Source organism: Pseudomonas sp. ARP3 (genome assembly GCF_001029595.1).
Classification (GTDB): Bacteria; Pseudomonadota; Gammaproteobacteria; order Pseudomonadales; family Pseudomonadaceae; genus Aquipseudomonas; species Aquipseudomonas rhodesiae.
Genome location: NZ_LEKF01000004.1, coordinates 104,160 through 125,072, shown reverse-complemented (window position 1 = coordinate 125,072; position 20,913 = coordinate 104,160). Strand labels below are relative to the sequence as shown.

At 59.9% G+C, this 20,913-nt stretch carries 21 protein-coding genes; 10 read left to right on the top strand and 11 right to left on the bottom strand.

Annotated features, from left to right (window positions below; translation table 11 throughout):
• Positions 1 to 43: 43 nt before the first annotated feature.
• From rng to tldD, 4 genes are all read left to right on the top strand, one after another.
• Positions 44 to 1,501 carry a ribonuclease G gene (gene rng, locus ABX75_RS06675; protein WP_047881653.1) on the top strand — a complete coding sequence of 486 codons (1,458 nt, stop codon included), beginning with the start codon at positions 44 to 46 and terminating at the stop codon, positions 1,499 to 1,501.
• Positions 1,502 to 1,577: 76 nt separating this feature from the next.
• Positions 1,578 to 5,393: a YhdP family protein gene (locus ABX75_RS06670; protein ID WP_047881652.1), complete on the top strand. Its 3,816-nt coding sequence runs from the start codon at positions 1,578 to 1,580 to the stop codon at positions 5,391 to 5,393.
• A 63-nt stretch (positions 5,394 to 5,456) separates the two neighbouring features.
• Complete coding sequence (locus tag ABX75_RS06665) at positions 5,457 to 6,305, top strand: carbon-nitrogen hydrolase family protein (protein ID WP_034095900.1); 849 nt, start codon at positions 5,457 to 5,459, stop codon at positions 6,303 to 6,305.
• 16 nt (positions 6,306 to 6,321) lie between these two features.
• Positions 6,322 to 7,764 carry a metalloprotease TldD gene (tldD, locus tag ABX75_RS06660; RefSeq protein WP_047881651.1) on the top strand — a complete coding sequence of 481 codons (1,443 nt, stop codon included), beginning with the start codon at positions 6,322 to 6,324 and terminating at the stop codon, positions 7,762 to 7,764.
• Positions 7,765 to 7,809: 45 nt separating this feature from the next.
• Here the strand turns inward: tldD and yjgA are convergent, their stop codons facing one another.
• A complete protein-coding gene (yjgA, locus tag ABX75_RS06655) occupies positions 7,810 to 8,331 on the bottom strand; it encodes a ribosome biogenesis factor YjgA (protein WP_034111774.1) in 522 nt (173 codons plus the stop codon).
• A gap of 108 nt (positions 8,332 to 8,439) precedes the next feature.
• Between yjgA and pmbA the strand changes: the two genes are divergently transcribed.
• The 6 genes from pmbA to ABX75_RS06625 all read left to right on the top strand — a co-directional run bounded on the left by pmbA (position 8,440) and on the right by ABX75_RS06625 (position 13,699).
• Positions 8,440 to 9,786, top strand: coding sequence for a metalloprotease PmbA (gene pmbA / locus ABX75_RS06650; protein ID WP_034095903.1), 1,347 nt, complete (start codon positions 8,440 to 8,442; stop codon positions 9,784 to 9,786).
• A 152-nt stretch (positions 9,787 to 9,938) separates the two neighbouring features.
• Positions 9,939 to 10,334: a hypothetical protein gene (locus ABX75_RS06645; protein ID WP_034095904.1), complete on the top strand. Its 396-nt coding sequence runs from the start codon at positions 9,939 to 9,941 to the stop codon at positions 10,332 to 10,334.
• Positions 10,327 to 11,703, top strand: coding sequence for an aspartate ammonia-lyase (locus ABX75_RS06640; protein WP_047881650.1), 1,377 nt, complete (start codon positions 10,327 to 10,329; stop codon positions 11,701 to 11,703). The genes ABX75_RS06645 and ABX75_RS06640 overlap by 8 nt, the downstream gene beginning before the upstream one ends.
• Before the next feature lie 27 nt (positions 11,704 to 11,730).
• Complete coding sequence (locus ABX75_RS06635) at positions 11,731 to 12,159, top strand: hypothetical protein (protein WP_040267251.1); 429 nt, start codon at positions 11,731 to 11,733, stop codon at positions 12,157 to 12,159.
• 1 nt (position 12,160) lies between these two features.
• Complete coding sequence (locus ABX75_RS06630; protein WP_034095907.1) at positions 12,161 to 12,772, top strand: superoxide dismutase; 612 nt, start codon at positions 12,161 to 12,163, stop codon at positions 12,770 to 12,772.
• A gap of 33 nt (positions 12,773 to 12,805) precedes the next feature.
• The gene (locus ABX75_RS06625; protein WP_047881649.1) at positions 12,806 to 13,699 is read left to right on the top strand and encodes a ZIP family metal transporter; all 894 of its coding nucleotides are present in this window, start codon (positions 12,806 to 12,808) and stop codon (positions 13,697 to 13,699) included.
• A gap of 12 nt (positions 13,700 to 13,711) precedes the next feature.
• Here the strand turns inward: ABX75_RS06625 and ABX75_RS06620 are convergent, their stop codons facing one another.
• The 10 genes from ABX75_RS06620 to ABX75_RS06575 all read right to left on the bottom strand — a co-directional run bounded on the left by ABX75_RS06620 (position 13,712) and on the right by ABX75_RS06575 (position 20,729).
• A complete protein-coding gene (locus ABX75_RS06620; RefSeq protein ID WP_034095909.1) occupies positions 13,712 to 13,984 on the bottom strand; it encodes an HPr family phosphocarrier protein in 273 nt (90 codons plus the stop codon).
• A 16-nt stretch (positions 13,985 to 14,000) separates the two neighbouring features.
• Positions 14,001 to 14,858 carry an RNase adapter RapZ gene (gene rapZ, locus ABX75_RS06615; RefSeq protein ID WP_034095910.1) on the bottom strand — a complete coding sequence of 286 codons (858 nt, stop codon included), beginning with the start codon at positions 14,856 to 14,858 and terminating at the stop codon, positions 14,001 to 14,003.
• A 2-nt stretch (positions 14,859 to 14,860) separates the two neighbouring features.
• Positions 14,861 to 15,325 carry a PTS IIA-like nitrogen regulatory protein PtsN gene (ptsN, locus tag ABX75_RS06610; protein ID WP_034095911.1) on the bottom strand — a complete coding sequence of 155 codons (465 nt, stop codon included), beginning with the start codon at positions 15,323 to 15,325 and terminating at the stop codon, positions 14,861 to 14,863.
• A gap of 11 nt (positions 15,326 to 15,336) precedes the next feature.
• A complete protein-coding gene (gene hpf / locus ABX75_RS06605) occupies positions 15,337 to 15,642 on the bottom strand; it encodes a ribosome hibernation-promoting factor, HPF/YfiA family (protein WP_034095912.1) in 306 nt (101 codons plus the stop codon).
• 75 nt (positions 15,643 to 15,717) lie between these two features.
• Complete coding sequence (locus tag ABX75_RS06600) at positions 15,718 to 17,211, bottom strand: RNA polymerase factor sigma-54 (protein ID WP_034111779.1); 1,494 nt, start codon at positions 17,209 to 17,211, stop codon at positions 15,718 to 15,720.
• 192 nt (positions 17,212 to 17,403) lie between these two features.
• Complete coding sequence (gene lptB / locus ABX75_RS06595; RefSeq protein ID WP_034095914.1) at positions 17,404 to 18,129, bottom strand: LPS export ABC transporter ATP-binding protein; 726 nt, start codon at positions 18,127 to 18,129, stop codon at positions 17,404 to 17,406.
• Positions 18,129 to 18,662: a lipopolysaccharide transport periplasmic protein LptA gene (gene lptA / locus ABX75_RS06590; RefSeq protein ID WP_034095915.1), complete on the bottom strand. Its 534-nt coding sequence runs from the start codon at positions 18,660 to 18,662 to the stop codon at positions 18,129 to 18,131. Before lptA ends, lptB begins: the two co-directional genes overlap by 1 nt.
• Positions 18,649 to 19,221 (bottom strand): LPS export ABC transporter periplasmic protein LptC, encoded by a 573-nt coding sequence (gene lptC / locus ABX75_RS06585; protein WP_034095916.1) that lies wholly within the window; start codon positions 19,219 to 19,221, stop codon positions 18,649 to 18,651. The genes lptA and lptC overlap by 14 nt, the downstream gene beginning before the upstream one ends.
• 8 nt (positions 19,222 to 19,229) lie before the next feature.
• Positions 19,230 to 19,754 carry an HAD family hydrolase gene (locus tag ABX75_RS06580; RefSeq protein WP_034095917.1) on the bottom strand — a complete coding sequence of 175 codons (525 nt, stop codon included), beginning with the start codon at positions 19,752 to 19,754 and terminating at the stop codon, positions 19,230 to 19,232.
• Entirely contained in the window at positions 19,755 to 20,729 is a 975-nt protein-coding gene (locus ABX75_RS06575; RefSeq protein WP_034095918.1) for a KpsF/GutQ family sugar-phosphate isomerase, read from the bottom strand. It lies immediately after the preceding gene.
• Positions 20,730 to 20,913 lie beyond the last annotated feature (184 nt).

The following is a 20,913-nucleotide window of genomic DNA, read 5'->3' as shown; positions in this document are numbered from 1 at the left end:
GCGATCGGTCACTATTGTGAAAACGCCTGAACGAGACCCAGCCATGAGTGAAGAGATTCTGATCAATATCACGCCGATGGAATCGCGCGTGGCGGTGGTAGAGAACGGTGTTCTGCAAGAAGTGCACATCGAGCGTACTCAGAAACGCGGGATCGTAGGCAATATCTACAAAGGCAAAGTCGTGCGGGTATTGCCGGGGATGCAGGCGGCATTTGTCGACATCGGCCTGGACCGTGCCGCGTTCATCCATGCCTCGGAGATCTCGCTGCGCGAGGGCCCGGCGGTCGAAAGCATCAGTGCCCTGGTGCACGAAGGGCAGAGCCTGGTGGTGCAAGTCACCAAGGACCCCATCGGCTCCAAAGGCGCACGCCTGACCACGCAACTGTCGATTCCGTCGCGCTACCTGGTATATATGCCGCGTACCGCGCATGTCGGCATATCCCTGAAGATCGAAGACGAAGCCGAGCGCGAGCGCCTGAAAAAAGTGGTCAGCGACTGCGTGGCCGCCGAGGGCATCAAGGAAGCAGGTGGTTTTATCCTGCGCACCGCCGCCGAAGGGGCCGGCGCTGACGAGATCCTCATGGACATCCGTTATCTGCGGCGGTTGTGGGACCAGATCGGCGCACAGATCAAGACTATCGGCGCGCCCAGCGTGATCTATGAAGACTTGGGCCTGGCCCTGCGTACTCTGCGCGATTTGGTCAGCCCAAAAATTGAGAAGATTCGCATCGACTCGCGGGAAACCTTCCAGCGCACCACGCAATTCGTTGCAGAGCTGATGCCGGAAATCGCTGACCGTCTGGAACACTACCCCGGTGAACGGCCGATTTTCGACCTGTATGGCGTCGAGGACGAAATCCAGAAAGCCTTGGAGCGCAAGGTGCCGCTCAAGTCCGGCGGCTATCTGGTGGTGGACCCGGCGGAGGCCATGACTACCATCGACGTCAACACCGGTGCGTTCGTCGGCCATCGCAACCTTGAAGAAACCATTTTCAAGACCAACCTCGAAGCGGCCACGGCTATCGCCCGCCAACTGCGCCTGCGCAACCTGGGCGGCATCATCATCATCGACTTCATCGACATGGAAGATGAAGAGCATCAACGCCAGGTGTTGCGCACCCTCGAAAAACAGCTGGAACGCGATCACGCCAAGACCAATATCATCGGCATCACCGAGCTGGGTTTGGTGCAGATGACCCGCAAGCGCACCCGTGAGAGCCTGGAACAAGTGCTGTGCGAACCGTGCAGCAGTTGCCAAGGACGTGGAAAGCTGAAAACCCCGGAAACGGTTTGCTATGAGATTTTCCGGGAAATCTTACGAGAGGCGCGGGCTTACCAGGCCGAAGGTTATAGAGTGCTTGCCAATCAAAAAGTGGTCGACCGTTTGCTGGATGAAGAGTCCGGTAACGTCGCCGAACTTGAGGGGTTTATCGGTCGCACGATTCGCTTTCAGGTCGAAACCATGTATTCCCAGGAACAATACGACGTGGTGCTGCTCTGATTCCGCAATCGCTTCTTTTTAATGAGACCGGCGGCACTGACCTGCCGCCCGACTACTGCCTTGAGGGTCGCCTGACATGGAGCGTCTGACACGCTTTTTTGCCGCCTTGACCCGTTGGGGCCTGGGCTTGTGCGCCTTGCTGCTGGTGTTGGCGGCGGTGTACGTAAGCCTTGGACGTGAATTGACCCCGCTGGTGGCCGAGTATCGTGCCGAGGTCCAGGCCAAGGCGGAGGCCGCGCTAGGCATGCCCATGCACATCGGCAGCCTTGAAGGCCGCTGGAGCGGCTTCGCGCCCGTGCTGCTCGCCCATGACGTGATGGTGGGCGAGGGCAGCAGTGCCTTGCGCCTGGATCAGGTTGAAGTGGTGCCGGATATCTGGGCCAGCCTGACCGCCCGTGAAGTGCGCATCGCCCACCTGCAGCTCAGCGGGCTGCAACTGAGTGCCAAGGAAGACAAGGACGGCCGCTGGGCCTTGCAGGGCTTGCCGTTACAGGACGATCAGCCCCTCGACCCGCAGCAACTGCTTACCCGCATGCAGATGGTCAAGCGTGTGTCGCTGCTCGACAGCCAGGTAACCTTGCAGCCGTTCGATCAGCCGCCGCTGACCCTGACTTACGTGGGACTGAGCCTACACACCGGCATGACCCGCCAGCGTCTCGACGCGCGCCTGACCCTGCCCGACGGCCAGCCGCTGGCCATGAGCCTGCGCAGCCGCATCCGCGCCAGCCAATGGAGGGATGCCGAGATCCAGGCTTACCTGAGCCTGCCTCAGAGCGACTGGGCCAAGTGGATTCCGGCTCGACTGACGCAGCAGTGGAAACTCACGCAATTGAAGGCCGGTGGCGAGTTCTGGCTGAACTGGGGCAACGGCACCGTGCAAAGCGCCGTGGCGCGCCTCAATTCGCCTCAGGTCAAAGGCAGCTACGCCGAGCGCAAGCCCGTACATATCGAAAACCTTGCCCTTACCGCGTATCTGCAACGTAGCGAGACAGGCCTCAAAGTACTGTTCGATTCGCTGGCGATGAGCCTGGGGGAAACCCGCTGGGAATCGCGCCTGCAATTGCAGCAGACCTTGGCCACCGATAAGGACCAGGAAGTCTGGAAACTACAGGCCGATCGGCTGGACCTGACCCCCATTACCCCGTTGCTCAACGCGCTGGCGCCGCTGCCGGAGGGTTTCGCCAAAACCGTCGAGCATCTCAAGGCGACGGGCTTGCTGCGTAATGTGCTGGTGGACTTCCGCCCCCAGGACAGCACCGATGAAAAAGTCAGTTTCGCCGCCAACCTCGAACGCGTGGGTTTCGATGCCTATTTCGGCGCGCCGGCCGCGCGCAATGTATCCGGCAGCATCAGCGGGAACCTGGGCCATGGCGAGCTACGCATGGACAGCAAGGATTTTTCCCTGCACCTGGACCCGATTTTCGCCAAGCCCTGGCAATACATTCAGGCCAATGCGCGCCTCACGTGGACCTTGGACAAGCAAGGCTTCACCCTGATTGCGCCTTACATCAAGGTGCTGGGGGAGGAAGGCAAGATCGCCGCCGACTTCCTGATCCGCCTGCATTTCGACCACAGCCAGGAAGACTACATGGACCTGCGCGTCGGCCTGGTGGACGGTGATGGACGCTTTACCCCCAAATACCTGCCGGCGGTGTTGAGCCCGGCCCTAGATGAATGGCTGCGCACGGCGATTCTCAAGGGGGCGGTGGACGAAGGCTTCTTCCAGTACCAAGGCTCGCTGAACCACGATGCGGTGCGAGCGGCGCGCAATATCAGCCTGTTTTTCAAAGTGCATGACGCCGAGCTGGCCTTCCAGCCGGGCTGGCCTCATGTGAGCAAGGTCGATGGTGAGGTGTTCGTCGAGGAGAGCGGCGTGCGCATTCTGGCCAGCAAGGGCCAGTTGCTCGACACTCAGGTCAAGGACATCTACGTCAACATTCCCCACGCTCCGGCGGGCAAAGACAGCCATCTGCTGCTCACCGGCAATTTCGCCGGCGGCCTGGGCGACGGTTTGAAAATCCTGCAAGAGGCCCCGATCGGCACGGCGTCGACATTCGCCGGCTGGAAGGGCGAGGGCGATCTGCAAGGTAAGCTCGACCTGGACATCCCCCTGGCCAAAGGCACCGAGCCCAAGATCGTGGTGGATTTCCAGACCGATAAGGCCCGCCTGCAGTTGGCCGAGCCAACCCTGGACCTGACGCAGCTGAAGGGCGATTTCCGTTTCGACAGCGCCAAGGGGCTCAGTGGCCAGAACATCTCCGCCCAGGCGTTTGAGCGGCCGGTCACGGCGCAGATCTTCGCCGATGGCAAACCGGGCAATATCAGCACCCGCGTGGTTGCTAAGGGCCAGGTCACGGTCAAGCGGCTGACCGACTGGTTGAAAATCACTCAGCCGTTGCCCGTGTCCGGCGATATCCCCTACCAGTTGCAACTCAATCTGGACGGAGCCGACAGCCAACTGATGGTCAGTTCCAACCTCAAAGGGGTGGCGGTGGATTTGCCGGCACCGTTCGGCATGCCGGCCAGTCAGGGGCGTGACAGCACATTCCGCATGACCTTGCAGGGCGCCGAGCGGCGTTACTGGTTCGACTACGGCGAGCTGGCGAATTTCACCTTCGCTGCGCCGCCGGACAAATTCAATGAGGGCCGCGGTGAGCTGTTCCTCGGTGACGGTGACGCGGTGCTGCCGGGTGGCAAGGGGTTACGGGTTCGTGGCGTGCTCTCGGAGCTGGATATCGACCCTTGGAAAAAACTGGTTAATCAGTACGCCGGCAACGATCCTGGCGGCAGCGCCAAGCAACTGCTGAGCAGTGCCGATTTCAAAATCGGCAAGCTTACCGGCCTGGGCACCCAGTTCGATCAGGTCAGTTTGCAATTGGACCGCAAGCCCGCAGCCTGGGCCATGCAGCTCGACAGCCAGCAGGCCAAGGGCCGCGTGAGCCTGCCGGACGCCAAGGGCGCGCCGATTGTGGTCGACCTGCAGTACGTAAAACTGCCGGCCGTGGATCCGACCGTCCAGGCGGATGAAAATGCGCCGGACCCGTTGGCGAGCGTCGATCCCAAGGATATTCCGGCGCTGGATATCAGCATCGATCAGTTGTTCCAGGGGCCTGACCTGATAGGGGCCTGGTCGCTGAAGATCCGGCCTACCGCCAAAGGCTTGGCCTTCAACAATCTGGATCTGGGCCTCAAGGGCATGCAGCTCAAAGGGGCAGGTGGTTGGGAAGGGGCGCCGGGCGATAGCAGCAGTTGGTACAAAGGTCGCCTGGACGGCAAAAACATTGCCGACGTGCTCAAGGGCTGGGGCTTTGCACCAACCGTGACCAGCGAGGACTTCCATCTGGATGTAGACGGTCGCTGGCCGGGCTCGCCGGCCTGGGTGGGGCCGAAACGCTTCTCCGGCAGCCTGGACGCTGCATTCCGCAAAGGCCAGTTCGTCGAAGTGGAAGGCGGAGCTCAGGCCCTGCGGGTGTTTGGCCTGCTCAACTTCAACTCCATCGGCCGTCGACTGCGTCTGGACTTCTCCGACCTGCTCGGCAAGGGATTGAGCTATGACCGCGTCAAAGGCCTGCTGGCGGCCAGCAATGGAGTATTCGTCACCCGTGAGCCGATCACCCTGACTGGGCCGTCGAGTAACCTGGAACTCAATGGCACGCTGGACCTGGTAGCCGATCGCGTCGATGCGAAGCTGCTGGTGACGTTACCGGTCACCAATAACCTTCCGATTGCCGCATTGATTGTCGGTGCGCCAGCGGTTGGCGGTGCCCTGTTCCTGATCGACAAGCTGATCGGCGACCGTGTGTCACGTTTCGCCAGCGTGCAATACAAGGTGGAAGGGCCCTGGAAGGACCCCAAAATCACCTTTGACAAGCCATTCGAAAAACCAAACTGAGTGCCTGCGCGGTAGCATGGGGGCTCTTTTTTCCTGGTGCATGTCCATTGCGGAGTAGGCCCCATGTCCTTTGCGGTAATTCAAATGGTCAGCCAGAGCGACGTGCTGGCCAACCTGGCGCAGGCTCGGCGCCTGCTTGAGCAAGCGGCGGCGGGCGGGGCGAAACTGGCGGTGTTGCCGGAAAACTTCGCTGCCATGGGCCGTCGCGATGTGGCGGACATCGGTCGCGCCGAGGCACTGGGCGAGGGCCCGATCCTGCCATGGTTGAAACAAGCCGCCCGCGACCTCACCTTATGGATAGTGGCTGGTACGTTGCCGTTGCCGCCAGAGGGCCAACCGCAGGCCAAGTCCAACGCCTGCTCGCTATTGATCGATGACCATGGCGAAATCGTTGCCCGTTACGACAAGCTGCATCTGTTCGATGTGGACGTTGCCGATGCGCGAGGTCGCTATCGCGAGTCCGACGACTATGCTTTTGGAAGCAACGTGGTGGTGGCGGACACGCCGGTGGGGCGCTTGGGCTTGTCGGTGTGTTATGACCTGCGCTTCCCGGAGCTGTACAGCGAATTGCGTGCAGCGGGGGCCGAACTGATTACCGCGCCGTCGGCGTTTACCGCAGTGACCGGCGCTGCGCATTGGGATGTGCTGATTAGGGCACGGGCCATCGAGACCCAATGCTACCTGCTCGCGGCGGCTCAGGGCGGTGTGCATCCGGGGCCACGGGAAACCTACGGCCACGCGGCGATTGTCGACCCGTGGGGACGGGTGCTGGCACAACAGGATCAAGGCGAAGCGGTGCTGTTAGCTGCTCGCGACAGCAGTGAACAAGCGTCGATTCGGGCGCGCATGCCGGTGGTCAACCACCGGCGCTTTTTCTCGCAGGGCGCACAGCGGCCTGCTTCGGAACGATGAATTTAAGGCCAAATCTATGAGCGAGTTGTTGTCCTCAGTCAGTGAACACCTCCTGGCACCCGGTGGCGTGACCATCGAAAACTTGCAAACGGTGCTGGGTGATCTGGCCGGGTCGGGCATCGACGCGGCCGACCTGTATTTCCAGGGGCAGATTTCCGAGTCCTGGTCCCTGGAAGACGGCATCGTCAAGGAAGGCAGTTTCAACCTTGACCAAGGCGTGGGCGTGCGTGCGCAGTCCGGTGAAAAAACCGGCTTTGCCTACAGCAACGCCATTACTCTGGAAGCCCTGGGGCTGGCGGCTCGCGCGGCGCGCTCGATTTCCCGCGCCGGCCAGCATGGCACGGTGCAGGCGTTCAGCAGCCAGGACGTGGCCCAGCTATACGCACCGGATAATCCTTTGGAAGTGATCAGCCGTGCCGAGAAGGTCGAGCTGCTCAAGCGTGTCGACGCCGCCACTCGCGCCCTCGACCCGCGTATCCAGCAGGTCAGCGTCAGCATGGCCGGTGTGTGGGAGCGCATCTTGGTGGCATCCACCGATGGCAGCCTGGCGGCGGATGTGCGGCCGCTGGTGCGCTTCAACGTCAGCGTGATCGTCGAGCAGAACGGCCGTCGCGAGCGCGGCGGCCATGGCGGTGGCGGGCGAACCGATTACCGTTATTTCCTCAGTGAGGATCGTGCCATGGGCTATGCCCGTGAAGCACTGCGTCAGGCATTGGTGAATCTGGAAGCCATTCCGGCGCCAGCGGGCACGTTGCCCGTAGTGCTGGGGTCGGGTTGGTCCGGGGTGTTGCTTCACGAAGCAGTGGGCCACGGCCTGGAAGGTGACTTCAACCGCAAGGGCAGCTCGGCCTACAGCGGGCGCATGGGCGAGCGCGTGGCGTCCTCACTGTGCACCATCGTCGACGACGGTACCCTCGCCGGTCGCCGTGGTTCGCTGAGCGTGGACGACGAAGGCACCCCTACCGAGTGCACCACCTTGATCGAAAACGGCGTGCTCAAGGGCTATATGCAGGACAAGCTCAACGCGCGTCTGATGGGTGTGGCACGCACCGGTAACGGTCGGCGCGAATCCTATGCGCACCTGCCGATGCCGCGCATGACCAACACCTACATGCTCGCTGGCGAAAGCGACCCGGCGGAAATCATCGCCTCGGTCAAACGCGGCATCTACTGTGCCAACCTCGGCGGCGGCCAGGTGGATATCACCAGCGGTAAGTTCGTGTTTTCCACCAGCGAGGCGTATTTGATCGAGGACGGCAAAATCACCGCGCCGGTCAAAGGCGCCACGTTGATCGGCAACGGGCCGGAAGCCATGAGCAAGGTGTCCATGGTGGGTAACGATCTGTCCCTGGACAGCGGCGTGGGTACTTGCGGTAAAGATGGGCAGTCGGTGCCGGTGGGTGTCGGCCAGCCAACGCTGAAGATTGATGCGATCACCGTGGGGGGCACGGGCTCGTAAGCACGGGAGCTACGGGTGGCGAAGGCCGCCACCCGGGGAAGAGGATCAGCGCAGGCCGCGTTGAGTCTCGTCCAGCTCACGGATGTACTTGAAGATTTTACGGCTGGTGGCCGGCGCCTTGTTATGCGCCAGCTCGTGCTGGGCCTGACGGATCAGGGAGCGCAGTTGTTGGCGGTCCGCGTCCGGGTAGTCCAGCACGAATTTCTCCAGCACCGCGTCATCGCCCGAGATCAGGCGGTCACGCCAACGCTCCAGGTTATGGAAGCGTTCGTTGTACTGGCGAGTGGAGGCATCGGTTTGATCGAGCAAGGTGAGAATGGCGTCAATGTCCTGATCGCGCATCAGCTTGCCGATAAACGAGATATGCCGTTTGCGCGCGATATTCGAGGTGTGCTTGGGCGCATCCGCAAGCGCCCGGCGCATTTCGTCGGTCAGTGGCAGTTTGGCAATCAAGTCTTTTTTGAGCGTTGTAAGGCGCTCGCCGAGGTCAACCAGAGCATGCAGCTCACGTTTGACCTGGGATTTGCTTTTCTCCCCATCGAGGGAGTCGTCGTAAGAATCAACCATGGTGGCAGTCCGCAAAGAAACGCCGCCATGATAACCAGTCGGGGGCCGCTTGTCCGGCCCGGTCGCTCGATGGCCTTAACCGAAAGCAGAATTTGAGTGGAGAAAACCATGAGTGCAGCCCAAAGCGTCGGTCCGCAAGCGTTACCGGCACTGCAGGAACAAGTCGAGCAGATTCTTGCCGAGGCCAAGCGCCAGGGGGCCAGTGCCTGTGAAGTCGCGGTGTCGCTGGAGCAGGGGCTGTCGACGTCGGTGCGTCAGCGTGAAGTGGAAACTGTTGAGTTCAATCGCGACCAGGGGTTTGGCATCACCTTGTATGTGGGGCAGCGCAAAGGTTCGGCGAGTACCTCGGCCAGTGGCGCGGAGGCGATCCGCGAGACGGTTGCCGCTGCATTGGCGATCGCCAAGCACACTTCCGAGGATGAAAGTTCGGGTCTGGCCGATAAAGCCCTGATGGCCAAGGATGTAAAGGACTTTGATCTTTTCCATGCCTGGGACATCACCCCGGAACAGGCCATCGAGCAGGCGCTGGTCTGTGAGGCCGCAGCATTTGACGCCGATTCTCGGATCAAGAACGCCGATGGCACCACGCTCAATACCCACCAAGGCTGCCGTGTATACGGCAACAGCCACGGTTTTATCGGCGGTTACGCGTCCACTCGCCATAGTTTGAGCTGCGTGATGATCGCCGAGGCCAATGGCCAGATGCAGCGGGATTACTGGTATGACGTGAACCGTCAGGGCGAACTCCTGGCTGACCCTGTCAGCATCGGCCAGAAGGCCGCGCAGCGTGCCGCGAGCCGCCTGGGCGCGCGTCCGGTGCCGACCTGCGAAGTGCCGGTCCTGTTTTCTGCGGAACTGGCCGGCGGTTTGTTCGGCAGTTTCCTCGGGGCGATTTCCGGCGGCAATCTGTATCGCAAATCCTCGTTCCTGGAAGGGGCAATCGGCCAAACGCTGTTTCCAGAATGGCTGACCATCGATGAACGCCCGCACTTGATGCGTGCCATGGGCAGCACCTCGTTCGACGGTGATGGCTTGGCGACCTATGCCAAGCCGTTCGTCGAGAAAGGCGAGTTGGTGTCCTATGTGCTGGGTACTTATTCCGGTCGCAAGCTCGGGTTGCCCAGCACCGCGAATGCGGGGGGCGTGCATAACCTGTTCGTGACCCACGGCGATGAAGATCAGGCAGCGCTGTTGCGGCGTATGGGCCGTGGCCTGCTGGTCACCGAGTTGATGGGCCATGGCCTGAACATGGTCACCGGTGACTATTCGCGCGGCGCGGCGGGGTTCTGGGTGGAGAACGGCGAGATTCAGTTTGCCGTCCAGGAAGTCACCATTGCTGGCAATATGCGTGACATGTTCAAGCAAATCATTGCGGTGGGAAATGACGTAGAGCGGCGCAGCAACATCCACACCGGTTCGGTATTGATTGAGCGGATGACGGTCGCCGGCAGCTGATCCTTCCGACTGACCGCTCACAAAAAAGGCGCGCCATCTTAGAGATGGCGCGCCTTTTTTGTGGGCGGCTGAAAAGTCGACTTAACGCCTATGCTTGTTTTGATTCTCAATATCATTTAATAATAAATATCATTACCGAGCGAGTGTGGATCATGAATTCTGTCCTGCACGAGGATCCTTACCTGGAAAGTTGGCGCTGGATGAGCCGTCAGATCCGCTGCGGTCTGGACCCCAACGAACCGCGGCTGATCGAACATTACCTCAGCGAGGGTCGATACCTGGCGTGCTGCACCGCAACGCACCCGTGGACCATCGCTGAAACCTCGTTTCGCCTGTTGATCGACACCGCCAGTGATATCGCCTTGCCCTGGCACTGGCGATCACTGTGTCTGGATCAAGCCTGGCGCCCGTTGCGCGACCTGGAAAAACTCTCTCATTGCGCCTGTCGCCTCAAGCGCTGGCAGGCCTTTGCCTGGCAGTTGGCAACGTGCCAGTTGCTGCCGTCCCTTTCTGTTTCTGACCTGGTGCAAGGATCTTCCGATGAGTAACACCCGTATCGAACGCGACAGCATGGGCGAACTGCATGTTCCCGCCGATGCCCTGTATGGCGCCCAGACCCAACGCGCGGTGAACAATTTCCCGATCAGCCATCAGCCAATGCCCGCGCAGTTCATTCGCGCGCTGATCCTGGCCAAAGCGGCGGCTGCCAAGGTGAACGTGGAGCTCAAGCAAATCAGCGAAGGGCAGGGCAAGGCCATCGTCGATGCCGCCCAGGGCTTGCTGGAAGGCGATTACATGCGCCATTTCCCGGTGGATATCTTCCAGACCGGCTCCGGCACCAGCTCCAATATGAATGCCAATGAAGTGATTGCAACCTTGGCCAGCCGTTTGCTGGGTGAGGCGGTCAACCCCAATGACCATGTGAACTGCGGCCAGAGCAGCAACGACATCATTCCCACCACTATCCATGTGAGTGCCGCACTGGTCCTGCATGAGCAAGCGCTGCCGGCTCTGCTGCATCTGGTGCAGGTGATCGAACACAAGGCTGAAGAGGTTCACCCCTTTATCAAGACCGGCCGTACGCACCTGATGGACGCCATGCCCGTGCGCATGAGCCAGGTACTCAACGGTTGGGCGCAGCAACTCAAGGCCAATATCGGCCACTTGCAGGATTTGCTGCCCAGCCTGCAAGCCTTGGCCCAAGGCGGGACTGCGGTGGGCACTGGCATCAACGCACATCCGCAATTCGCGGCGCGCTTCAGCCAGCAACTCAGCAGCCTGACCGGCGTTAAGTTCACGCCGGGCAAGGACCTATTTGCATTGATTGGCTCCCAGGACACCGCCGTCGCCGTTTCAGGCCAGTTGAAAGCCACTGCGGTGTCGCTGATGAAAATCGCCAATGACCTACGCTGGATGAACTCCGGTCCGCTGGCAGGTCTGGGTGAGATCGAGTTGGAGGGGCTGCAACCGGGCTCGTCGATCATGCCGGGCAAGGTCAATCCGGTGATTCCGGAAGCAACCGCCATGGTCGCAGCGCAGGTGATCGGCAATGACACGGTAATCACCGTCGCCGGTCAGTCCGGCAATTTTGAGCTAAACGTGATGCTGCCGGTCATCGCCCAGAACTTGCTCAGCAGCCTGGAGCTGCTAGCCAACTCCAGCCGCCTGCTGGCCGATAAAGCCATCGCCAGCTTCAAGGTCAACGAAGCCAAGCTCAACGAGGCGTTATCGCGCAATCCGATTCTGGTGACAGCGCTCAACCCGATCATCGGTTACCAGAAAGCCGCTGAAATCGCCAAGAAGGCCTATCAGCAGGGGCGTCCGGTGCTCGATGTGGCGCTTGAACACACCGATTTGCCGCGCAGCCAATTGGAAACGCTGTTAGACCCGGAAAAACTCACCGCCGGCGGCGTGTAATCACCCGCCCTGCTTTGGAGGCTCACCATGGAGCACTGGAAACGCACGATCGAACGGGCTAATCGATGCTTCATGCAGGGCGAATGGGTGGACGCGCGCGAGGCGTATCTGCAGGCCCTTGCCCTGGCCCAGGTGCTGTTCGAACGCTGGGCGGATGCCGACGAGGCCGTGGCGGCCTGCGTGGTTTCCCATCACAACCTTGCGGACCTGCACCTGCGCCTCAACCAGCCGGAAGAAAGCGCGGAGTACTTGTGCGCCATTCACCAACGCTTGCTGCAGACCATGCAGGACCCACGCCTCACCCCGCAACTGCGTGAGGCCGCAGCGCGCCAGAGCAGCAAAACCTACGTTGAACTGTTGAATTTCATCAGCGAGCACGGCGAGTACCCGCGTACCCATCGCTTGCTCGGAGGTGCCGCAGCCCAACCGACCACGCCTCACTACGGAGCACACTGATATGGCTTACACCTTGCCTGCTTTGCCTTATGCCTACGATGCCCTGGAGCCGCACATTGATGCGCAAACCATGGAAATTCACTACACCAAGCACCATCAGACATACATCAATAACCTCAACGCAGCGGTGCAAAGCACTGAGTTCGCTGAATGGCCGGTAGAAAAACTGGTCGCCAGCGTACAACAACTGCCGGAAAAACTGCGTGCGGCTGTGATCAACCAAGGAGGCGGGCACGCCAACCATTCTTTGTTCTGGGAAGTGATGTCGCCCCAGGGCGGCGGCAAACCGGAGGGCGTGCTGGGTCAGGCAATTGACCAGCAGCTGGGCGGTTTCGAGAGCTTCAAAGAGGCGTTTACCAAAGCGGCGTTGACCCGCTTCGGCAGTGGCTGGGCCTGGTTGAGCGTCACCCCGCAGAAGACACTGGTGGTGGAAAGCAGCGGCAATCAGGACAGCCCGTTGATGAATGGCAATACGCCGATCCTTGGCCTGGATGTCTGGGAGCACGCGTATTACCTGCGCTATCAGAACCGCCGCCCGGAATACATCAATGCCTTCTACAGTGTTATCAACTGGCCAGAAGTCGCCGCCCGCTATCAGGCTGCCATGGCTTGATGCGTCTCTCCATGACAAGCACTAAGGCCGACTATGGGCACTGAAACTCTGGCGATCGGCAGCGTGCGATTGTTTCGTTATGCATTTGGCTCGCTGCTGCTGTTGGCAGGTACTGCATTGCTGGTGGCCCATGGTCTGGCTTGGCTCGACTTGGAACCGCGCATCCTGCGGGCGCTGCAGGGTGGTTCGATTTGCGCCCTGGGCACTGCACTGGGCGCGGTGCCGGTATTGGTGATAAAACGCATGCCGGCTGCCTTGAACGATACGTTGCTAGGCTTCGGGGCGGGTGTGATGCTGGCTGCCACCGCGTTTTCGCTGGTGGTGCCGGGCATCGCGGCAGCTGAAAGCCTTGGGCTTTCGCCCTGGGGGGCCAGTGGCCTGGTCAGCTTCGGCATCATGCTGGGGGCGTTCGGGCTTTATTTGGTTGACCGCAAGGTCTCAGGCGCCAGCCCGGAAATGCTGGTGGGTACGCCGGAGCACCCGGTGATTGCGCCACGCATCTGGCTGTTTGTGTTTGCGATCATTGCCCACAACATTCCGGAAGGCATGGCGGTGGGCGTATCGGCGGGGGGCAGTATGCCGGATGCCGATAGCCTGGCCATGGGCATTGCTTTGCAGGATGTACCCGAAGGCTTGGTGATTGCGTTGGTGCTGGCGGGTGCGGGCATGTCGCGGGTCAAGGCCTTCATGATCGGCGCCGCGTCGGGGTTGGTCGAACCCGTATTTGCCGTGCTCTGCGCCTGGCTGGTAAGCCTGGCGGAAATGCTGCTGCCCCTTGGGCTGGCGCTGGCCGCTGGGGCGATGCTGCTGGTGGTCACTCACGAAGTGATCCCGGAGTCGCGGCGCAATGGCCACGAAAAGCTAGCCAGCCTGGGCCTATGTATCGGGTTTTGCGTGATGATGGCGATGGATACCGCGTTGGGATAAAGCGCCGGGAGGTTATTCCCCTTCGTCGAAGAAGTTGTTGATCAACTCTACCAAGGCGTCCATTGCCTCTTTTTCTTGATCGCCTTCGGTCTCCAGGTGAATCGTAGTGCCCTTGCCGGCCGCCAACATCATCATCGCCATGATGCTTTTGCCATCAACCATCGACTCCGGCGTGCGTCCTGCGCGGATTTTGCAGGGGTATTTTCCAGCAACGCCGACAAATTTTGCCGAGGCCCGGGCGTGGAGGCCCAGCTTGTTGATGATTTCAATTTCACGAGCGGGCATCGCGTGAGTGTTCCTTTCAGCTGAGGTCGCGGTGGCGAACCTGGACGTTCTTGAGGGTTTGTTGCAGCACCTGACCCAGGCGCTCCGTCAGGTAAACCGAGCGGTGATGGCCGCCGGTGCAGCCGATGGCAATGGTCACATAGGCTCGGTTGCTTGCGGCAAAACGTGGCAGCCACTTGAGCAGGTAAGTGGAGATGTCCTGGAACATCTCCTCCACATCCGGTTGCGCCGCCAGGTAATCGGCGACCGGCTGATCCAGCCCGGACTGGTCACGCAATTCCGGCTTCCAGTAAGGGTTAGGCAGGCAGCGCACATCGAACACCAGATCGGCGTCTACCGGCATGCCGCGCTTGAACCCAAAGGACTCCACGAGAAAGGCCGTGCCAGGCTCCGGCTGGTTCAGCAGCCGCAGCTTGATAGCATCGCGCAGTTGATACAGGTTGAGGCTGGTGGTATTGATCTTCAGGTCGGCCAGATCGATGATCGGCCCCAGCAGCTTGGTCTCGTCCTCAATCGCTTCGGCAAGGGAGCGATGGGGGCTGCTGAGCGGGTGGCGCCGCCGGGTTTCGGAGAAGCGCTTGAGCAGGGTCTCCTCGTCGGCATCCAGGTACAGCACATCGCAGTGAATATGCTTGGCGCGCACTTCCTCCAACAGCTCAGGGAACCGGGAAAGGTGGCTGGGCAAGTTGCGGGCATCGATCGACACGGCAACCAGCGGCTGCGCTAGCTCAGTGTGGATCAGCGCGCGTTCGGCCAGTTCCGGCAGCAACCCGGCGGGCAGGTTGTCGATGCAATAAAAGCCACTGTCCTCCAGAACATTCAGGGCAGTACTTTTACCAGAGCCGGAGCGGCCACTGACGATGATCAAACGCATGATTACTTCTCGTTTTGTTCATCCAGAACAACCTGATAGAGCGCTTCATTGCTGCTGGCGCTGCGTAGTCTGTTACGTACTTCCTTGCGATCAAGCATGCTGGCGATCTGCCGAAGCAGTTCCAGATGCGCATCGGTGGCAGCTTCCGGGACCAGCAGGACAAACAGCAGGTCGACCGGTGCGCCGTCGATGGCGTCGAAATCGATGGGGGCTTCCAGGTGTATCAGAGCGCTTATCGGATCTGCGCACCCTTTGAGGCGGCAGTGTGGAATCGCGATGCCGTTACCAAAACCGGTGGAACCCAGTTTTTCACGGGCGACGAGCGCCTCGAAGACATCTTGCATCTCCAGATCCGGCACTTCGCGAGCGATCAGGTTGGCAATTTGTTCGAGGGCTTTTTTCTTGCTGCCGCCCGGCACGTTCACGAGGGAACGGCCGGGGGTCAGGATAGTTTCAAGTCGGATCATGGGGGGGAGAGTTAGCGACCTGTACCTTGCATCAGGTGCAGATTCTTTTCCTTATGCTTTATGAGTTGGCGGTCAAGCTTTTCGTACAGCGAGTCAATCGCGGCATACATGTCGTCATGTTCGGCATTGGCGACGACTTTGGCATTCGGTATGTGCAGGGTGGCCTCGATTTTCTGCTTGAGCTTATCGACCTCCATGATGACCTGCACATTGGTAATTTTGTCGAAGTGCCCCGCAAGCTTGTTCAGCTTGCTCTCGGTGTACTCACGCAGGGGCTTGGTGACTTCCAGCTGGTGTCCACTGATGTTGACTTGCATACAGCTTCTCCTTCGTTGCCAGTGCATAAAGCGGCAGGCCGGGATGCCTGCCACTGGAACGCTATGGCCCGCCCGTCACATCAAACGCTTACGCTCGCTGGAAGGCGCGATCCCAAGGGACTCGCGATATTTGGCGACGGTTCGACGGGCGACCTGAATGCCTTGTGCCTCCAGTAAACCAGCGATCTTGCTGTCACTCAACGGCTTTTTCTGATTTTCCGCGGCAACCAGTTTTTTGATGATCGCGCGGATCGCCGTGGACGAGCATTCGCCGCCTTCGGAAGTGCTGACATGGCTGGAGAAAAAGTATTTCAGCTCATAAATACCCCGTGGGGTATGCATGAATTTCTGCGTGGTCACCCGTGAAATTGTCGACTCGTGCATGCCGACTGCCTCGGCGATGTCATGCAGCACCAGCGGTTTCATCGCTTCGTCGCCGTATTCCAGGAAGCCGCGCTGATGCTCGACGATCTGGGTGGCGACTTTCATCAGGGTTTCATTGCGGCTTTGCAGGCTCTTGATGAACCAGCGCGCTTCTTGCAGCTGATTGCGCATGAAGGTGTTATCGGCGCTGGTATCGGCGCGGCGCACGAACCCGGCATATTGCGGATTGACGCGCAGGCGCGGCACCGACTCCTGATTCAGCTCCACCAGCCAGCGTTCGTTGTCCTTGCGTACGATAACGTCCGGGACAACGTATTCGGCTTCGCTGGACTCGATCTGCGAGCCTGGGCGAGGGTTGAGGCTTTGCACCAACTCGATGACCTGGCGCAGCTCGTCTTCCTTGAGCTTCATGCGTCGCATCAGTTGGCTGTAGTCGCGGCTGCCCAGCAGATCGATGTAATCGGTGACCAAACGCTGGGCTTCGCTGAGCCAAGGGGTCTTGGCGGGCAACTGACGCAATTGCAGTAGCAGGCACTCGCTGAGGCTGCGGGCACCAATGCCGGCAGGCTCGAACTGCTGGATGCGGTGCAGGACGGCTTCGATTTCGTCCAGCTCGATATCCAGTTCCGGGTCGAAGGCCTCAAGGATCTCCTCAAGGGTTTCGTCCAGATAGCCCTGGTTGTTGATGCAGTCGATCAGGGTCACGGCGATCAGCCGATCGGTGTCCGACATCGGCGCCAGGTTCAACTGCCACAACAGGTGGCTTTGCAGGCTTTCGCCGGCGGACGTCCGGGTGGTGAAATCCCACTCGTCATCGTCGCTGCTGGGCAGGCTGCTGGCGCTGGTCTGGTAGACGTCTTCCCAGGCAGTGTCCACGGGAAGCTCGTTGGGAATACGCTCGTTCCATTCACCTTCCTCCAGGTTATCCACCGTCGGGGCGGTTTCCTGATAGGAGGGTTCCTGCACATCGGAGTTGGGTTTTTGCTCGATGTTGTCAGCCAACGGATCTGCATTATCGAAGTCGTCGCCTTCTTCCTGGCGTTCGAGCATCGGATTGGACTCCAGAGCCTCCTGGATCTCCTGTTGCAGGTCCAAGGTCGACAATTGGAGCAGGCGGATGGCCTGTTGCAGCTGCGGTGTCATCGTCAGCTGCTGGCCCATTCTCAGGACTAGCGATGGTTTCATGGCAGGGGCTTAACACCTTATTCGCCGGCGCAATGCGCCATCCACGACAGGGCGCGTGAGCGCCAAACATAAGCAAATTATATGCCTGATATCGGGGGCTTTGCCTAGAGCGCGGTAACAATAAAAATCCAGAGGCTTTCATTGCATCCGCGCACCAGGCTAACGTCCTGCCAACGCCTTGCTAAAGGCTGTTTACAGGCGGAACTCGTGGCCCAGGTATACTTCCTTGACCAGTTCGTTGGCCAGGATGGTGGCGGCATCGCCTTCGGCGATCAGTTGACCATCGTTGACGATATAGGCGGTTTCGCAGATATCGAGGGTCTCACGTACGTTATGGTCGGTAATCAATACCCCGATGCCCTTGGCCTTGAGGTGATGGATGATCTGTTTGATATCGCCAACCGAAATCGGGTCGACGCCGGCAAACGGTTCGTCCAGCAAGATGAACTTGGGCGCGGTGGCCAGTGCGCGAGCAATTTCCACACGACGACGCTCGCCACCGGACAGGCTCATGCCAAGGTTGTCGCGAATGTGGTTGATGTGGAACTCCTGCAGCAGGTTTTCCAACTCCGCGCGACGGCCATCCCGGTCAAGCTCCTTGCGAGTCTCCAGGATCGCCATGATGTTGTCGGCGACCGAGAGTTTGCGGAAGATCGACGCTTCTTGCGGAAGATAGCCGATACCGGCGCGGGCGCGACCGTGCATCGGTTGGTGGCTGACGTCTAGATCGTCAATCAGCACGCGGCCTTGGTCCGCTTGAACCAGGCCGACGATCATGTAGAAACAGGTGGTCTTGCCGGCACCGTTGGGGCCGAGCAAGCCGACGATCTGGCCGCTGTCAATCGACAGGCTGACATCGCGCACGACCTGACGGCTTTTATAGGCCTTGGCCAGATGCTGGGCTTTCAGGGTTGCCATTACTCGGCCTTCTTCTTCGGCTGGATAACCATGTCGATGCGTGGGCGCGGTGCGCTGACCTTGGTACCGTTGGCGCGGCCCGCCTGGGCGACCTGAGTCTTGGTGTTGTACACGATCTTCTCGCCTTCGGTGGAGTTACCGTCGGCGCTCAGCACCTTGGCCTGATCGATCAGCACAATGCGGTTCTGCTGCGCATGATACTGGATGGTCTTGCCATAGCCCTTCATCGGGCCTGGATCTTCTGCCTTTTGCTTCTGTTCGAAGTAGGCAAGGTTGCCCACCGACGTCACCACGTCGATGTCGCCTGCCGGGGTGCGCGTCAGAGTTACCGTGTTGCCGGTGATCTTCATCGAACCCTGGATAATGATCACGTCGCCCTTGTAAGTGGCAACGCCTTGCTTGTCATCCAGCTGAGCATCGTCAGCCTGGATGCGGATAGGCTGCTCGCTATCGTTCGGCAGAGCCCAGGCGCTCACGCTTCCCAGTGCTGCGCCAAGACCGAGCAAAATCGGGAGAGTTTTAACGAGCCTCATACTGTCCTCTTACGTTCGATAGCAGGTGTATCCTGCTTTCTTTCAAATACGCTTTCATTCCCTTGCCAGTCGATACACCGCCAGCGCCGTCGATTCTAACGTCTTGCTCGGTCTGCGCATATTGCTTCTGTGGGAATACGGTCATGCGACTGCTGGTAATAATGGTGTCGCGGTTCTGCGCATCGGTACGCGCGACGCGCACTGAGTCGATCAGTTCGACTTCGGTGCCATCTGGGTTCACCTCGCCACGCTTGCTAGTCACGTGCCACGGAAACTCCGTGCCGCGATACAGGTTCAAGTCCGGATTGGTCAGCAGGGTCACCTCGCTGGCCTTCAAATGCTCGACTTTGTCCGAGGTCATTTCGTATTGCACCTTGCCATCGGGCAGGAACTGCACGCTGTAGGCGTTGGTGGCGTAATAGTCGATAGCCCCATCGTCGACCTGCGCCACAGGTCGGTCGAGAAACCGCTCCGGGCTGATATTCCAGTAGCCCACCGCCAGGAACAGCGCGGCGATGACTCCGAATAACAGGAAGTTGCGAATCTTTTTGCTCAGCATAAAACGCTCTATAGGTAGGCGGCGTGGGCCGCTTCAAGACGGTCTTGGGCGCGCAGTATCAGCTCGCAGAATTCGCGGGCGGCACCTTCGCCGCCACGGGCAGTGGTGATGCCATGGGCGTGCTCGCGAACGAACGCCGCCGCGTTAGCCACCGCCATGCCCAGCCCGACCCGGCGGATCACCGGCAAGTCGGGCAGGTCGTCACCGAGGTAGGCGACCTGTTCATAGCTTAGGTTGAGTTGGCCCAATAGTTCGTCCAGAACTACCAGTTTATCCTCGCGGCCCTGATACAGGTGAGGAATCCCCAGGTTTTGCGCGCGACGTTCCACCACTGGCGTCTTGCGACCGCTGATAATGGCGGTCTGTACCCCTGCGGCCATCAGCATCTTGATGCCTTGGCCGTCCAGTGTGTTGAATGTTTTAAATTCGCTGCCATCTTCGAGGAAATACAAGCGGCCGTCGGTCAGCACGCCGTCAACGTCGAAGACGGCCAATTTGATGCGCTTGCCGCGTTGTAACAGGTCGTTGCTCAATTACATCACTCCCGCACGCAGCAAATCGTGCATGTTCAAGGCGCCAATCGGGCGGTCATCGCTATTGACCACTACCAGCGCACCGATTTTATGGTCTTCCATGATCTTCAGCGCTTCGGCTGCCAGCATGTCAGGACGCGCGGTCTTGCCATGGGGCGTCATCACCGCATCGATGGTGGCGGTATGGATATCGATGGTGCGGTCCAGAGTCCGACGCAAGTCACCGTCGGTGAATACGCCGGCCAGGCGGCCATCAGCTTCGAGGATCACCGTCATGCCCAGGCCCTTGCGGGTCATTTCCATCAATGCGTCCTTGAGCAGAGTGCCGCGTTGGACGTGAGGCAGCTCATCGCCCGAATGCATGACGTTCTCCACCTTCAACAGCAAACGACGGCCCAGCGCACCGCCCGGGTGGGAAAACGCGAAGTCTTCCGCTGTGAACCCGCGAGCTTCCAGCAGCGCCACGGCCAGGGCATCTCCCATGACCAGCGCGGCGGTAGTGGAGGAGGTCGGGGCCAGATTCAGTGGGCAGGCTTCGTGGGCCACATGCACGTTCAGATTGACTTCAGCAGCCTTGGCCAGGGTCGATTCCGGGTTACCGGTGATGCTGATCATCTGGATGCCTAGGCGTTTGATCAACGGCAGCAGCGTCACGATTTCGTTGGTGGTGCCGGAATTGGATAGGGCCAGGATGATGTCATCCTTGGTGATCATGCCCATGTCACCGTGGCTGGCTTCGGCCGGATGCACGAAAAACGCTGTGGTGCCGGTGCTGGCCAGGGTGGCGGCGATCTTGTTGCCTATATGGCCGGATTTACCCATGCCGACCACGACAACGCGACCCTTGCTGGCCAGGATCATCTCGCAGGCGCGTACGAAATCCGCGTCGATATGGGCCAGCAAACCTTCTACGGCTTCAAGCTCGAGGCGGATAGTGCGTTGTGCGGATTGAATAAGGTCGCTGGATTGGCTCATGTTTGAAATCGTATAGCCTGACGAAAAGTCGGCGATTATAGCGGTAATGTTCAATTCCCTCACGCAAGTTCGTCAGGGTTTATTCGGTAGTCGCCTGAGATTCATGCTCAGCAACGTTTTTTCCTGGCCCCGAAACTGAACTGGCGTTGTTCCGGCCTTGGGGGCGTTGTACCAGCAGTGATAT

What these genes read in the sequence shown, in the direction of transcription:
- ptsN (WP_034095911.1), bottom strand. Translation starts at nt 15,325, where the DNA reads ATGATCCGACTTGAAACTATCCTGACCCCCGGCCGTTCCCTCGTGAAC.
- pmbA (WP_034095903.1), top strand. Translation starts at nt 8,440, where the DNA reads ATGAGTGCAGCCCAAAGCGTCGGTCCGCAAGCGTTACCGGCACTGCAG.
- hpf (WP_034095912.1), bottom strand. Translation starts at nt 15,642, where the DNA reads ATGCAAGTCAACATCAGTGGACACCAGCTGGAAGTCACCAAGCCCCTG.
- tldD (WP_047881651.1), top strand. Translation starts at nt 6,322, where the DNA reads ATGAGCGAGTTGTTGTCCTCAGTCAGTGAACACCTCCTGGCACCCGGT.
- ABX75_RS06625 (WP_047881649.1), top strand. Translation starts at nt 12,806, where the DNA reads ATGGGCACTGAAACTCTGGCGATCGGCAGCGTGCGATTGTTTCGTTAT.
- ABX75_RS06670 (WP_047881652.1), top strand. Translation starts at nt 1,578, where the DNA reads ATGGAGCGTCTGACACGCTTTTTTGCCGCCTTGACCCGTTGGGGCCTG.
- lptB (WP_034095914.1), bottom strand. Translation starts at nt 18,129, where the DNA reads ATGGCAACCCTGAAAGCCCAGCATCTGGCCAAGGCCTATAAAAGCCGT.
- lptC (WP_034095916.1), bottom strand. Translation starts at nt 19,221, where the DNA reads ATGCTGAGCAAAAAGATTCGCAACTTCCTGTTATTCGGAGTCATCGCC.
- ABX75_RS06620 (WP_034095909.1), bottom strand. Translation starts at nt 13,984, where the DNA reads ATGCCCGCTCGTGAAATTGAAATCATCAACAAGCTGGGCCTCCACGCC.
- ABX75_RS06665 (WP_034095900.1), top strand. Translation starts at nt 5,457, where the DNA reads ATGTCCTTTGCGGTAATTCAAATGGTCAGCCAGAGCGACGTGCTGGCC.
- ABX75_RS06635 (WP_040267251.1), top strand. Translation starts at nt 11,731, where the DNA reads ATGGAGCACTGGAAACGCACGATCGAACGGGCTAATCGATGCTTCATG.
- lptA (WP_034095915.1), bottom strand. Translation starts at nt 18,662, where the DNA reads ATGAGGCTCGTTAAAACTCTCCCGATTTTGCTCGGTCTTGGCGCAGCA.
- ABX75_RS06640 (WP_047881650.1), top strand. Translation starts at nt 10,327, where the DNA reads ATGAGTAACACCCGTATCGAACGCGACAGCATGGGCGAACTGCATGTT.
- ABX75_RS06575 (WP_034095918.1), bottom strand. Translation starts at nt 20,729, where the DNA reads ATGAGCCAATCCAGCGACCTTATTCAATCCGCACAACGCACTATCCGC.
- ABX75_RS06630 (WP_034095907.1), top strand. Translation starts at nt 12,161, where the DNA reads ATGGCTTACACCTTGCCTGCTTTGCCTTATGCCTACGATGCCCTGGAG.
- yjgA (WP_034111774.1), bottom strand. Translation starts at nt 8,331, where the DNA reads ATGGTTGATTCTTACGACGACTCCCTCGATGGGGAGAAAAGCAAATCC.
- rapZ (WP_034095910.1), bottom strand. Translation starts at nt 14,858, where the DNA reads ATGCGTTTGATCATCGTCAGTGGCCGCTCCGGCTCTGGTAAAAGTACT.
- ABX75_RS06600 (WP_034111779.1), bottom strand. Translation starts at nt 17,211, where the DNA reads ATGAAACCATCGCTAGTCCTGAGAATGGGCCAGCAGCTGACGATGACA.
- ABX75_RS06645 (WP_034095904.1), top strand. Translation starts at nt 9,939, where the DNA reads ATGAATTCTGTCCTGCACGAGGATCCTTACCTGGAAAGTTGGCGCTGG.
- rng (WP_047881653.1), top strand. Translation starts at nt 44, where the DNA reads ATGAGTGAAGAGATTCTGATCAATATCACGCCGATGGAATCGCGCGTG.